Origin of the sequence: Amycolatopsis sp. NPDC021455, from assembly GCF_040640995.1 — a bacterium.
Classification (GTDB): Bacteria; Actinomycetota; Actinomycetes; order Mycobacteriales; family Pseudonocardiaceae; genus Amycolatopsis.
On record NZ_JBFACT010000001.1, the window covers coordinates 319,633 to 332,650 of the forward strand.

At 70.3% G+C, this 13,018-nt stretch carries 12 protein-coding genes; 5 read left to right on the forward strand and 7 right to left on the reverse strand.

All coding sequences use genetic code 11. The features are described from left to right. The first annotated feature begins 9 nt into the window (after nucleotides 1-9). The 5 genes from AB0G28_RS01720 to AB0G28_RS01740 all read left to right on the forward strand — a co-directional run bounded on the left by AB0G28_RS01720 (nucleotide 10) and on the right by AB0G28_RS01740 (nucleotide 5,343). The gene (locus tag AB0G28_RS01720) at nucleotides 10-1,536 is read left to right on the forward strand and encodes a right-handed parallel beta-helix repeat-containing protein (RefSeq protein ID WP_361081922.1); all 1,527 of its coding nucleotides are present in this window, start codon (nucleotides 10-12) and stop codon (nucleotides 1,534-1,536) included. A gap of 85 nt (nucleotides 1,537-1,621) precedes the next feature. Continuing rightward, a complete protein-coding gene (locus tag AB0G28_RS01725; RefSeq protein WP_361082351.1) occupies nucleotides 1,622-2,809 on the forward strand; it encodes an O-antigen ligase domain-containing protein in 1,188 nt (395 codons plus the stop codon). Continuing rightward, nucleotides 2,806-3,981: a glycosyltransferase family 4 protein gene (locus tag AB0G28_RS01730; protein ID WP_361081924.1), complete on the forward strand. Its 1,176-nt coding sequence runs from the start codon at nucleotides 2,806-2,808 to the stop codon at nucleotides 3,979-3,981. The genes AB0G28_RS01725 and AB0G28_RS01730 overlap by 4 nt, the downstream gene beginning before the upstream one ends. Further along, on the forward strand, nucleotides 3,978-4,625 hold the full coding sequence (locus tag AB0G28_RS01735; protein ID WP_361081926.1) for a phosphatase PAP2 family protein: 648 nt from the start codon (nucleotides 3,978-3,980) through the stop codon (nucleotides 4,623-4,625). Before AB0G28_RS01730 ends, AB0G28_RS01735 begins: the two co-directional genes overlap by 4 nt. A 103-nt stretch (nucleotides 4,626-4,728) precedes the next feature. Further along, entirely contained in the window at nucleotides 4,729-5,343 is a 615-nt protein-coding gene (locus AB0G28_RS01740) for a maleylpyruvate isomerase family mycothiol-dependent enzyme (RefSeq protein ID WP_361081928.1), read from the forward strand. On the opposite strand, the gene AB0G28_RS01745 is transcribed toward AB0G28_RS01740, so the two are convergent. The 7 genes from AB0G28_RS01745 to AB0G28_RS01775 form a co-directional block, all read right to left on the reverse strand. Beyond that, nucleotides 5,330-5,944, reverse strand: a complete 615-nt coding sequence (locus AB0G28_RS01745; RefSeq protein WP_361081930.1) for an HAD-IA family hydrolase — start codon at nucleotides 5,942-5,944, stop codon at nucleotides 5,330-5,332. The genes AB0G28_RS01740 and AB0G28_RS01745 overlap by 14 nt on opposite strands. A gap of 166 nt (nucleotides 5,945-6,110) precedes the next feature. Continuing rightward, a complete protein-coding gene (locus AB0G28_RS01750; RefSeq protein WP_361081932.1) occupies nucleotides 6,111-7,592 on the reverse strand; it encodes a right-handed parallel beta-helix repeat-containing protein in 1,482 nt (493 codons plus the stop codon). 93 nt (nucleotides 7,593-7,685) lie between these two features. Beyond that, nucleotides 7,686-9,002: a glutamate-1-semialdehyde 2,1-aminomutase gene (locus tag AB0G28_RS01755; RefSeq protein ID WP_361081934.1), complete on the reverse strand. Its 1,317-nt coding sequence runs from the start codon at nucleotides 9,000-9,002 to the stop codon at nucleotides 7,686-7,688. Between the two features lie 8 nt (nucleotides 9,003-9,010). Beyond that, nucleotides 9,011-9,559 (reverse strand): dTDP-4-dehydrorhamnose 3,5-epimerase, encoded by a 549-nt coding sequence (rfbC, locus tag AB0G28_RS01760; protein WP_361081936.1) that lies wholly within the window; start codon nucleotides 9,557-9,559, stop codon nucleotides 9,011-9,013. Further along, nucleotides 9,556-10,740 carry a polysaccharide pyruvyl transferase family protein gene (locus AB0G28_RS01765; RefSeq protein ID WP_361081938.1) on the reverse strand — a complete coding sequence of 395 codons (1,185 nt, stop codon included), beginning with the start codon at nucleotides 10,738-10,740 and terminating at the stop codon, nucleotides 9,556-9,558. Before AB0G28_RS01765 ends, rfbC begins: the two co-directional genes overlap by 4 nt. Then, nucleotides 10,737-11,681, reverse strand: coding sequence for a glycosyltransferase family 2 protein (locus AB0G28_RS01770; RefSeq protein ID WP_361081940.1), 945 nt, complete (start codon nucleotides 11,679-11,681; stop codon nucleotides 10,737-10,739). Before AB0G28_RS01770 ends, AB0G28_RS01765 begins: the two co-directional genes overlap by 4 nt. A 7-nt stretch (nucleotides 11,682-11,688) precedes the next feature. After that, nucleotides 11,689-13,014: a hypothetical protein gene (locus AB0G28_RS01775; RefSeq protein ID WP_361081942.1), complete on the reverse strand. Its 1,326-nt coding sequence runs from the start codon at nucleotides 13,012-13,014 to the stop codon at nucleotides 11,689-11,691. Between the last annotated feature and the right edge of the window lie 4 nt (nucleotides 13,015-13,018).

A 13,018-nucleotide genomic window follows, 5' to 3' on the forward strand; every position in this document is an offset into this window, starting at 1 on the left:
GACCCGCCCGTGACAGCCCGCCGCTTCCGACTCAGCCGTGCCGCTCCGCTGCTCGGCGTCCTGCTCACGGTCGCGGCGTGCTCGGGCAGCCCGGAAACCGACAGCGGCCCCGCGCAGGCCACCCCGGCCCCGAGCGGGTCGGTCGCGGCGGTGTGCGACAAGGAACCGGCCGGCCCGGCGGCCGCGCCGGCGGGAGCGGTCGTCGTCGACCCGGCCGTCCCGGGCGACCTGGCGGCGAAGACGCGTTCGGCCGGGCCGGGCACGACCTTCTGGCTCAAGCCGGGCAAGCACATCCTCGGCAATGACAAGTACGACCAGGTGTCGCCGAAGGACGGCGACGTCTACATCGGCGCCCCGGGCGCGGTCGTCGACGGCCGCAAGATCAACCAGTACGCCTTCACCGGACACGCGGCCAACGTCAAGATCACCTACCTGACCGTGCAGGGCTTCGTCGCGCCCCACGACGAGGGTGTCGTCAACCACGACTCCGGCGACGGCTGGGTGATCGAGCACGCGACCATCCAGGACAACGACGGTGCCGGGCTGATGGCGGGCGCGCGCCAGCAGGTCCGCGGCAACTGCCTGCGCCGCAACGGCCAGTACGGGATGAACGCCTACTCCGGCAGCACCCCGCTCACCGCGCTGGTGGTGGAGGGCAACGAGATCGCCGGCAACAACACCGGCGACTGGGAAGCGAAGATCGACGGCTGCGGCTGCAGCGGCGGCATCAAGTTCTGGCAGGTCGACGGCGCCGACGTGCGCGGCAACTGGGTGCACGACAACCACGGCACCGGGCTGTGGGCCGACACGAACAACAACGACTTCCTCATCGAGGGCAACCTCATCGAGAACAACGACAGCGCCGCGCTGATCTACGAAATCAGCTACAACGCGATCATCCGCGACAACACCATCCGCAAGAACAACTGGGCCGACGGCCGCAGGTACGCCGACAAGGGCGACAACTTCCCGACGTCGGCGATCTACATCTCCGAGTCCGGCGGCGAGCCGCGCGTCAAGGCCCGCACCGCGAAGATCGACATCTCCCGCAACTACCTGGAGAACAACTGGTCCGGGATCACGCTGTGGGAGAACGCCGACCGGTTCTGCAACAGCCCGGCCAACACCTCTTCCGGCGACTGCACCCGGTTGGTCCGCAACGTGAAGGAGTGCTCGGCCCCGGCGATCACGAACGGCCCGCTCCTGTCGGACTGCCGTTGGAAGACCCAGAACGTCGACATCCACGACAACAAGTTCGTCCTCGACCCGGCGGTCGTCGGCTGCCAGGCCTCGTGCGGCCGGATGGGCCTGCTGTCGAACTTCGGGACCTACCCGGACTGGTCGCCGTACAAGGGCGACTCGGTCCAGCAAGCGATCACGTTCAAGCAGGACAACCGCTGGCACGACAACAGCTACGCCGGCCCGTGGACGTTCATCACCTACACGGCCGACCGCGTCCTCGAGATCGGCGAGTGGGAAGGCTCGCCGTACTCGCAGGACACCGGCAGCACGTACACCGCGCAGGGCGGGGGCTGACATGACCTCGCACATCGGAACGCCGGCGGGCATCCGCGGCGACGGCGCGCCCGAGCCCGTGTCGGCCACGCCGAAGTGGGCGGGCCTGGCCTGGGCGCTGCTGATCCTCAACACCCTCGGGTCGACCGGCGCGAAGACGGTCATCCCGCTGCCGCGGTCGGTCAGCCAGCTCGTCACCATGGGTTCGCTGATGACCGCGTTCGTGATCGCGCTGGTGCTGAACAAGCACCTGCGGATCCGGCCGAGCGCGTACCTCCTCCTGCTCACGCTGCTGTTGTTCACGAGCATCCTGTCCAGCGCCGACCTGCAGGAGGGCGCCGGCGCGTTGTTCCGGTGCTTCCGGCTCACCGTGTTCGTCTCGACGCTCTGGCTGCTGACCCGCTGGTGGGACGGCGGCTTCAGCTTCGTCCGCTACCACATCCGCACGTACGCGATCGTGCTCGCGTCCGTGGCGATCGGCCTGGTGATCGCCCCGGGCAACGCGATGCCGGACATCTACGGCGGCCGGCTCTCGGGCGCGATCTGGCCGCTCACCCCGCCGCAGATCGGCCAGTACGCGGCCGTCATCTCCGGGCTCACCCTCCTCCTCTGGTTCGGCCGCCGCACGACGTGGCGCAGCGCATTGGCCATCGTGGTCCCGGTGCTGGCGCTGCTGATGCTCACGCACACCCGCACGGCGACGCTCGGCCTGATCGTCGGTCTCGCGGTGGCCTTCCTGTCGATGCTGCTGACCAGCGCCCGCGCGCGGAAGGTGTTCGCGTGGACGGTCGGCGTCGGCGGGGTCGCCGGCGTGGTGCTCGCGGGTGCGCTGCAGACGTGGTTCCTCCGTGGGCAGAGCGCCGACAACTTCTCCAGCCTGACCGGCCGCGCGAAGGTGTGGGACGCGCTGCTCGAGGCCCCGCGGACCACAGCGGAGTACATCTTCGGCGTCGGGCTGACGGACAAGTCCTACGACGGCCTCCCGATCGACAACAGCTGGCTCGCGATCTACCACGAGCAGGGGTTCGTCGGCATCGGGCTGGTCGCCGCGTTCCTGCTGACGCTGATCGTCGTCGCGATGCTGCGGCCTCCTTCGCTGGCGAGGGCGTGTGCGATCTTCCTGATCACCTATTGCGTTTCGGCCTCCTACACCGAAGCTGGTCTCGGCGACGCGTCGCCGTACCTCCTGCACCTGGCGGTGGCCGCGTCGCTGCTGGTCCGCGGGGTGCCGCAGTCCGACGAACAAGCATTCATCCCGGCGAAGGGGGCAGGCGTGCGAGGTGCGGGCGCGTGAAGGTTCTCGTGGTCCACAACCGGTACCGGTCCGAGCAACCGAGCGGGGAGAACAACGTCGTCGACGCCGAGGTGACGTTGCTCGCCGAGGGCGGCCACAAGGTGTCGCTGTTCGAACGCCGCAGCGACGACATCGCCGCGATGCCGTTGCCCCGGAAGGCCGCGGTGCCGCTGATGGTGCCGTGGAACCCGGCGGTGCGGAAGGAGCTCGCCGCCCGGCTGCGGGCGTCGCGCCCGGACGTCGTGCACATCCACAACACGTTCCCGCTGCTGTCGCCATCGGTGGTCGCCGCCTGCGCGGACGCGGGGGTCCCCGCGGTCGCGACCCTGCACAACTACACGATGGTCTGCCCACCCGGCACGCTCCACCGCGACGGTCGCATCTGCACCGAGTGCGTCGGCGGCTCACCGCTGCCCGCCGTGAAGCACGGCTGCTACCGCGGTTCGAGCGCGGCCACGGTGCCGATGGCGGCGAGCATGGTCGCGAACCGGCGCCGGTGGTGGACGGGCGTTTCGCGGTTCTTCTGCATTTCGGCGGCCCAACGTGACCTCCTGGTGTCGGCCGGGATGCCCGGCGAGCGGATGGCGGTGAAGCACAACTTCGTCACCGACCCCGGTGTCCGCCGCACCGGCGACGGGTCCCACGTGCTGTTCCTCGGCCGCATCACCGAGGAGAAAGGCGTCGGACTGCTGATGCGGGCTTGGGACCGCCTCGGCGGCGCCCTGGGCGTGCCGTTGGTCATCGCCGGGACCGGCCCGATGCAGGACGAGGTCGCGGCCTGGGCGGCCGGACGCTCCGACGTCACGTATGCCGGCCTCCGGAACAAGGCGGAATGCCGCGCCCTGACCGCCGACGCGGTCGCGGTGGTCGCGCCGTCGACGTGGCTGGAGGCCTTCGGCCTGGTGGTCGTCGAGGCGATGGCCGCCGGCGTCCCGACGGTCGCGGCGGCGCATGGCGCCTTCCCCGAGCTCGTCGACGACGGCGTCACCGGCCTCCTCCACGTGCCGAACGACGCTGCCTCGCTCGCGGACCGCCTCCGCGCGGTGGCCGGCGACCGCAATCGCGAGATGGGCGACGCGGCCCGCGTCCGGTACGAGAAGGACTTCACCCCCGCGGTCGGGCTGGACCGGCTGATCGCCGGGTACGAGGCGGCGATCGAGGCGCACGGGTGAGGCAGCTCGTCCGGACGGCACCCGCGGCCCTGCCGGTCGCGTTGCGTGCTCCCCTGGCGATGTCGGGCGCACTGGCGACGGCGGTGCTCGTCGCCCTCGGCATCCTGCACTTCCGCGACTCCGGCCTCACCGGCATCGACGCGGCGCTCCTCCCGTCGATCGACGGCGTCGAGCCGCCGTGGCGATATGTCGCCCTGGTCTTCGACTTCGGTGGTGAGCCGGTGGGGTCGGTGATCCTGGTCGGTCTGATCGCGACGGTCTGCTATCTCGTCCACCGCGTCCGGACGGTCGTGCTGACCGTGCTCGGTGTCCTGGCCACGGTCGCGGTGACGACGGCGCTGAAGCCGATCGTCGGACGCACCATCCACGGCCACTTCCTGTCCTACCCGAGCGGGCACACGGCCTTGGCGACGGCGCTCGCGCTGATCGTCGCCCTGCTGCTGACCGACCGGCTGGGGCTCGGCCGCGCGGCCGCGATGGCGCTCGTTCTCGGGCTGGCGCTGGTCGCCGGGGTGGCCATGGGCTGGGCCGAGGTGGCCCTCGGCGCGCATTACCCGACGGATGCCCTCGGCGGTTTCTGTGCCGCCCTGGCGGCGGTCCCGGCAACGGCCTGGCTGGTGGATCGGATCGCCGACCGGCTCTGATCCCCGGTGGCCGGGTTCCCGGTCCTGGGTCCGCGCGGAAGGCCTGTCGGTCTCGGCGGTCCGCGTTCGTCGGTGGGGTGACCGACGTGCGAAGGAGACCCCGATGATCCAGGATCTGATCGCCGCCGAACGGCGGGAGCTGGCCGCGCTGCTCGACGAACTGCCGCCGTCCGCCTGGGCGACGCCGACCTTGTGCGCCGGCTGGCGCGTGCCCGAGGTGGTCGCCCACATGACGATGCCCTTCCGGTTCTCCACCGGCCGGTTCGTGCGGGAACTGCTGAAGTCCGGTGGCCGCTTCAACGCCATGGCCGACCGGGTGGCCCGTCGCGAAGCGGCCGAGCTTTCCCGCGAGGCGCTGGTCGCGTCACTGCGCGACAACGCGAACCACCCGTGGCGGCCGCCGGGCGGCGGCGCGGAGGGCGCCCTGAGCCACGACGTGATCCACGGTCTGGACATCACGACCGCCCTGGGACTGGACCGCCGGGTGCCCTTGGACCGCCTGGAGGTGATCTTCTCGGCGATGAAGCCGAAGCAGATCAAGTACTTCGGCACCGATCTGACCGGCGTCGCCCTGCGCGCCGACGACCTCGACTGGTCGTACGGCACCGGCACGCCGATCACCGGCGCGGCCCAGGATCTCTTGCTCGTCTTGTGCGGACGGCGGCTGCCCGCCGGCCGTCTTCGAGGGGAGCTGAGCGCACGCTTCACCACGGTCTGAGCTCCTTCCGCAGCGCGTCCATTGTGGACATGCGAGGAGCGTCGAACCGCAACGCCTGAAGACCGGCGCCGCGAGCCGCGGCGACGTTCTCCTCCCGGTCGTCGATGAGCAGGATCCGTTCGGGGACGACGTCGAGCCGCCGGCACAGCGTGGTGAAGGCCTCGGGGTCGGGCTTGCGTACCCCGGTGTCCCCGCTGATGAACCAGTCGGTGACGTACTCGCCGAGCCCGAAGCGCTCGCGCAGCAGCCTGGACCACTCGCTGACGTCGTTGCTCAGGCAGGCGAGCCGCACTCCGGTCGTGTCGAGTTCGGCGAGGAGGGCGACCACGCCCTCGGTGAGGCGGTGGGCGCGGCAGTACTCCTCGTCCGACGCCCCGGAAGCGCCCGCGGTCGTCCAGAAGTCCGCGGACGTCATCTTGCCGAGGCTGCATTCCTCGTACAGCTGGGCTATCTCGCCGCGGGGCCACGCGCAGCCGTGGCTGCGGAGGTACGGGACGAGCAGCTCGCCGACGTCGTCGGCGCTCGAGTACAGGACGCCCATGGCGTCGAACGCGACGACGTCGATCGCGTCGCGGTGGAGGGCGGTGGAAACGTGGGACATGTCTCCGACGGTACCGAACACCCGTGCGAACGCCATCGCTGAAAAGGGTGAAACCGGAGTGTCCGGAATTCTCCTTTCGCGACTTTTCCCTTGTGCGGCAAGGGAAAAGTCGGCCGCCGAGACGGGTCGCGGTGAAAACTGTCGGACCCCGTCGGCAAGCTCTTGATCAGCAGCCGGCGACCCCGCCGGTGAACGAAGAGCACTCGTCCTGCGAGTAGGGCATCGCCTGCCAGCCCGCAGCGTCGACCGTCCTGGAGGTGTCATGCACGACGAAGGTCCACGGCCCGGTGTAGGAGTTGCCGTGCCACCGGTTGTCCTGGCGGAAGGTGATCGCCTCCTCGACCACGGTTCCCTTGTACGGGGACCAGTCCGGGAAGGTCCCGTAGTTCGACAGCAGCGCCATCCGCCCGCACAGGCTCGTGCAGCCCACCCGACCAGGGTCGAACCGGAAGGTGTTCCCGTGAATCTCCACCCGCTGCGTCTTCCAGCGGCAGTCGTCGTACGCCGGGTGCTGCTGGATGGTGCCCGCCGCGCACGAAGACTTCGCGGCCACCTTGGTGCAGTAGCCCGAAGACGTGTTCGCCGGGCTGCTGCAGAAGCGGTCGGCGTTCTCCCACAAGGTGATCCCGGCCCAGTTGTCCTCGAAGGTGTTGCCGGTGATGTCGACGGCCGACGTCCGCGCCGGCACGCGCGGTTCGCCGCCCGATTCCGACAGGTACACCGTCGCCACCGGGAAGTTGTCGCCGCGCGAGGCGAACGCGCGGCCCTGCACCAGCGTGTTGCCGCGGAAGGTGTTGCCGCGCAGCACGAGGTTGTAGCTGGTTTCGTAGAACAGCGCCTCGGAGTCGTTGGCCTCGAACAGGTTGTCCTCGACGAGGAAGTCGTTGTTGTTCGTGTCGGCCCACAGGCCGGCGCCGTGGTTGCCGTGGACCCAGTTGCCGCGGATGTCGGCCCCGTTCACGGCCCAGAACTTGGCGCCGCCGCTGCACCCGCAGCCCGGCACCTTGGCTTCCCAGTCCCCGGTGTTGTTGCCGGTGATCTCGTTGCCTTCCAGCACGAGCCCGGTGATGCCGTCGCCCGCCTGGTAGGCGTTGAGGCCGTACTGGCCGTTGTTCCGCAGGCAGCTGTGCCGCACGACCTGGCCCGCGCCGGCCATCAGCCCCGCGCCGGCGTTGTCCTCGATGGTGGTGTTCTCGATGAGCCAGCCGTCGCCGGAGTCGTGGTTGACCACGCCCTGGTTCTGCAGCGCGGCGAACCCGCGGATGGTGAGGCCGATGATCCGGACGTCGCGGGCCCGCTGCGTGAAGGCCGCGCGGTTGACGCCGCGGCCGTCGACGACCGCGCCCGGCGCGCCGAGGTACACGTCGCCGTCCTTCGGGCTGACCTGGCCGAACTCGTCGTTCCCGAGCGTGTGGGTGCCGGGCCGGAGCCAGAATGTCGTTCCGGCCGGCTGCGCCGCCGTCTTGGCCGCGAGGTCGCCGTCGACGCCCGGATCGACGGCGACGGCTCCGGACGGCGGGTCTTCGTACTCCGCGGGTTGGTGGCCGCACACCGGGGCGGGCCCGTCGGCGGCGCGCGCGGTCGCCGGGCACACCACGGCGATCAGGAGCGAGCAAGCAGCGACGAGAACCGCACGAGATCTGCCCATGGCAGGAAGTTACGCACGATCGGGCCGGAAAACAGTCACCCTCAAGTGTCCTCATCGGACCCATGGGGTGAATCCGGCCCGACCGCGGGAGGATCAGGCGTACTTGCGGAACACGGGCTGCACCGGGCGCCCGCCCATCCACGGCGCCGGGTCCTGGGCGTCGAGCGCTTTCCGGTACACCGTGCAGGCCTGGGCGACGACGTCGATGGTCTTGTCGATGTCCGCCTCGGTGAGGGCGGCACTGACCACGAAGGACGGTCCGAGCACCCCGCCGCTGATCAGCTCGCGCAGGAAGAGGGTCCGGTACGGCTGCGACGGCTTGCCCTGCTCGTCGAGCGTGCCGAAGACGAGGTTGCTGGCCCGGCCGCGGACGACCACGTGGTCCTCGACGCCGATCCCGGCCGCCACCTCGCGGACGCCGGCGGCGAGCCGGTCGCCGAGGCTGTGCATGCGGCCGATGACGTCCTCGTCGCGGTAGACGTCCATGACCGCCATCGCGGCGGCCAGGGAGTGGGTCTCGGCGCCGTGGGTGGTGGAGAGCAGGAACACCCGTTCGCGATCGGTGCGCAGGCCGCCGATCTCCATCAGTTCCCGCTTGCCGGCCAGCGCGGAGACGGCGAAGCCGTTGCCGAGCGCCTTGCCGAACGTCGAGAGGTCGGGCGTGACGCCGTAGAGGCCCTGTGCGCCGTGGGCGGACCAGCGGAAGCCGGTGATCATCTCGTCGAAGATCAGGACGACGCCGTACCGGGTGGTCAGCTCGCGCAGGCCCTGCAGGTACCCCGGCGGCGGTTCCACCGCCGCGGCCGCCTCGAGGATCATGCACGCGATCTCGCCGTCGTGGCGCTGCAGCAGCTCCTCCGCGGCCTGCAGGTCGCCGTACGGGAAGGACACCGTCGCTTCGGTCGTCTCGTCCGGGATGCCCGCGTTCATCGGCGTGGTGCCGATGAACCAGTCGTCGGTGGAGAAGAAGGCGTGGTCGGCGCACTTGGCGACGAGCTTGCGGCCGGTGGCGGCGCGGGCCAGCCGGACCGCGGCCGTGGTCGCGTCCGAGCCGTTCTTGGTGAACTTCACCATGTCCGCCGTCGGGATGTTCTCGAGGAACCGCTCGGCGGCTTCGGCCTCGATGATCGACGGCCGGATGAAGTTGCTGCCCTTTTCCAGCTCGCCCCGGACCGCTTCGATCACCCGCGGGTGGGCGTGGCCGAGGCTGACCGCTCTCAGGCCCGCGCCGTACTCGATGTATTCGTTGCCGTCGACGTCCCACACGTGGCCCCCGAGGCCGCGGGAGATGACCGGGGCCATCCCTTCGGGATACTGGTCCGAGCCCTTGGCGTAGGTGTGCGCGCCGCCCGGGATGACCCGGTGCAGCCGCTCGTCCGCCTGCGTGGAGCGGGGCAGGTTCGTTCCCATGTCGTGGCTCACCTCGTTGGTTTCAACGCCTCTCGGAGAGACGGCGCCCGTTCGTCCCGGTCGCTGACCATTGTGACCGACAGTGGCCACGAAATGTCCAATTCAGGGTCTTTGTACGAAATCGTAATGTCTTCTTCAGGATCGTGCGCCCGATCGATACGGTACGAAACGTCGGAGGGATCGGTGAGTGACTGGAAGCCGTGGGCGCACCCCGCCGGGATGTACACGGAAACCTGGGTCTCACCGGAAAGTTCGAACGTTTTGATGTTCCGGAATGTCGGCGAACCCGGTCGGAGATCCACCACGACGTCGAAGATCGCGCCGTGCGAACACCGCACCAGCTTCGCTTCGCCGGCTCCGCCGCGCAGGTGCATCCCGCGGACGACTCCCTTGCGGGAGCGGGAAAGGCTGTCCTGGACGAAGCCGTCCGGGTCGATGCCCACCGACGCGACGACGTCGCGGTCGAACGTCCGGCTGAAGAAGCCGCGCCCGTCCGCGTGCGGGGTGGGTTCGAACAGGTACGCCCCGTCGATCTCCGGCACCGGAATGGCCTTCATCGCCCACCCCCGAAGAGGGCCGCCGAAAGGGCGGCGAACTGGTCCTTGAGCCGTTGCGCGTTCATCTCGTTCCGTTCCAGGAGCGTCTGGCGCAGTTCCGCCGAGCGGTTCTCCAGTTCGGTGAACTGCTCGACGAGCTTGTCGAAGTCGACGGTCTTCGCCCGCTGGGTGAAGCCTTCGAGACCCATCTCCGCCATGAGGACGTCGTTCTTCGGTGCGTACCCGATCGCCACGGTCGGTTTCGCGACCTTCAGGGCGCAGAGCACGTTGTGGTAGCGCGTGGCCACCACGCTCTCCACCGCCGCCATCTCGTGCATCAGCTCGTCCAGGGTCTCCGCCGAAGCCGCCGTCACCAGCGGGGAAGCGGTCTTCTCGAGGATCTCGTCGACGACCTGCCGGTCGATCCGGTCGCCGATGAACAGCCGGACTCCTCTGCCCTGGTCAACGAGCCACGCGACGAAACGGTTCATGGTGTCGACGTAGTGGCGGTAGATGCGGTCGGCCTCGGCTCGGTCGTCGTTGCCGCCGTAGTAGGCCATCACGCCGACGCCGACGGTGCCGGGCTTGCCCTCGGCGGCCGGCGTGGGGAGGGAGAACGCGAGGTCGGGATAGACCTGGTCGGCACTGGTGTCGACGCCCATGGCGCGCATGGCGTCGCGCGAGAGGTCGTCGCGGTACGAGCGGTAGGCGGCGAGCCGGCCGGACCAGCGGACCAGCGTCCGCGTCGCCCGGGCGCTGATGTGGTTCGCGCCGACGCACACGAGCGCCACCTTCGTGCCGAAGAGGCGCCCGGTGGCGGAAAGGAGGAAGAGCGAATACGGGAAACCCCACGGACGCAACGGAAGCGTCGCCTCGAGCACGCCCATGCCGGGCACGATGACGACGTCCTGCTTGCGGACCCAGGCCGCGGTGCGCGCGATGTCGACCAGCTTGCCGAAGCCCTTGAGGGCGATCGAGCGGAGGCCGGACGCCGTCTCGTACTCGGACTGGTTCCAGTGCAGGGGCGTGGCGTCGAGGCCGTACCGCTCGCGGACGATCTCCGGGCCGCCGACCAGGGCGCCCAGCACCGCGTCCGGGTACTCGGCACGCAGGTAGCCGAGCACGGCTTCGAGGGAACCGTCGTTGCCGAGGTTCCCCGAGCCGAGGAGGCCGAAGACGCCGACGCGTGGCGCACGCTTCACGCGAGCCTGCCTTCCCGGCCGGCCACGATCTCGTTGACCGTGGCGACGTCCGAGGCGGTGGGCGCGCGGTCTTCGACGCGTTCGCCGTGGCCGGAGCGGGCCCGGTTGGTCAGCCAGGCGCCGAGGTGGCCGAAGCACTCGCGCTTGTCGGCGGCCGAGATCGGTGCGCGGCGGATCAGGTCCGCGAACCCGTAGACGTACTCGCCGAGCAGGCGGACGGTGGGGTTCCGGAGCCGGTTCGCGCGCCGCGGGTCCAGGTTCGCGCACCGGCTCCGGATGGTCGGGTTGGCCCGTTCCGCGCGGCCCGGGTGGTCGCGGCGGAAGTAGAGCAGCTCGGGCACCTGGTAGAACGGGCCGTGCAGGGCCATCTCGGCCGAGTAGGTGCGGTCGGCGTGGTGGTAGCTGTCGAGCGGCTTGACGCGGCGGAGGACGTCGGCGCGGATGACGCCGTAGAAGTCGTCGCCGCCCGGCTCGAACAGGATGCTGCGGAAGCGGTCCGGCGCGTGCCGGGAGCCGGTGTCCAAGGTGTACTCGAGCGGCTGGACGATGCGGCCGTCGCCGTCGATGATCGCCTGGTCGCAGTGGGCGAGGATGACGTCCGGGCGCTCGTCGAGGGCTTCGACACACCGCTTGAGCAGGTCGCGGGCGTAGAGGTCGTCGTGGGAGACCCACTTGAACAGCTCGGTGCGGGAGACGTCGAACACGAAGTTGTGGTTCGGCGTCGCACCGATGTTCTTCGGCTGGCGGACGTAGCGGATCCGCGAGTCCTTGTCGGCGTACTGGCGGCAGATCTCGTCGGTGCCGTCCGTGGAAGCGTTGTCCGAGATGATCAGCTCGAAGTCCTCGAAGGTCTGGCCGAGCAGGGCGTCCAGCGACTCGGCGAGGTACTCCTCGCCGTTGTACACCGGGAGGCCGAGGCTCAGCCGCGGGACGGTGGTCATGGAGTCCTCATTCCTTGATCGGCTGTTTGATCGGCTCGAACACCACGGTGGGCTCGTCGGAGCCCGGCGGCACGTACTCGCGCAGCCCGAGCCTCAGCTGCAGCCACCAGACGACGGACCCGCTGAGCGTGGCCGTCGCGACGCCCCACGCGGACCCGGCCGCGCCGCCGAGGAACGCGCCGGCGATGCCGAACGTGACGTAGAACAGCGACGCGATCAGCTGCGACCGCAAACTGCGGGGCGCCGCGCCCAGTGCGCGCAGGCCGGCGGCGGCGCCGGTCGCGAAGCTGGCGCCGACCACGGCGAGGGTGACCGGGAGGATCAGCGGGGACGCCGAGTCCCACACCGAGCCCATCACCCACCGGCCGGCGCGGTCGGGCACCAGGATGAGCAGGCCGAGGCCCCAGCACAGCGCGGCACCCGCCTGACCGCCGCCGAGGACCATGCAGAAGTGCTTCAGCCGGTGCGGCGCCCGCTGAAGCACCCGCGCGCCCTCGGCGACGGTGACCAGGGACAGCCCCATGAGCAGCGCCAGGAACGGGCCGAGGAGCTGTTCGGCGCCGCGGACCGCGCCGACGGCGGTGATCCCGGCGATGGCGCCGAGGCCGTACGCGCGCAGCTGGGACGCGCCGCTGTTGCTGACGTTTTCGACCAGGTAGCGCACGCTGAGGTCGCGCTGCGCCCGGAGCCAGCCCAGCAGCTCCCGCGGGTGCGGGAGGATCCTGGTCTGGAACCAGCCGTAGAGGGCCGCGGCCGCGCCCGACAGTCCCCACGCGAGCACGAAGGCGACCACGGTGTGGATCTGCGCGGCGACGTACAGCGCCGGGAGCAGGGCCACGCCCCAGACGCAGTCGTTGACGAACGCTTTCTTGCCCTCGCCCTTCGCGAAGAACGCGAACCGCCAGGCGTCCTGCAGGAGCAGGCCCGGCAGCACGACGGCGAGCGCGACGAACGCGTTGCCGAGCGGCCCGCCCGCGGCCAGCCCGGCGACCAGGCTGACCAGCCCGGTCGCGCAGCCGACCCCGATGGCGGTGCCGGACGCACTGGCGACCCCCAGGCGCCAGCGTTGTTCCGAGACCGCGCTGAACCGCACCATCAGGGGGTCGGTCGCCAGGCCGCGCGAGATGTTGAGCACCACGCCGTAGGTGACCCAGGCGAGGCTGAAGATGCCGAACGCGAACGTGCCGAGCGAGCGGGCCACGTACAGGCCGACGGCGAAGTTGGTCAGGCTGGAGACCGCCTGGTCGCCGAGGCCCCAGCTCAGCCGTCCCGCCATCGCGCGCACCGCGCCCGACCGGAAGATCGAGCGCGGTGCACGGCGGTGGTTGGCCACGTCG

Excerpts from the sequence above, each read along its gene's own strand:
- AB0G28_RS01740 (WP_361081928.1), top strand. The coding sequence starts at position 4,729 with ATGATCCAGGATCTGATCGCCGCCGAACGGCGGGAGCTGGCCGCGCTG.
- AB0G28_RS01745 (WP_361081930.1), bottom strand. The coding sequence starts at position 5,944 with ATGTCCCACGTTTCCACCGCCCTCCACCGCGACGCGATCGACGTCGTC.
- AB0G28_RS01750 (WP_361081932.1), bottom strand. The coding sequence starts at position 7,592 with ATGGGCAGATCTCGTGCGGTTCTCGTCGCTGCTTGCTCGCTCCTGATC.
- AB0G28_RS01755 (WP_361081934.1), bottom strand. The coding sequence starts at position 9,002 with ATGGGAACGAACCTGCCCCGCTCCACGCAGGCGGACGAGCGGCTGCAC.
- rfbC (WP_361081936.1), bottom strand. The coding sequence starts at position 9,559 with ATGAAGGCCATTCCGGTGCCGGAGATCGACGGGGCGTACCTGTTCGAA.
- AB0G28_RS01770 (WP_361081940.1), bottom strand. The coding sequence starts at position 11,681 with ATGACCACCGTCCCGCGGCTGAGCCTCGGCCTCCCGGTGTACAACGGC.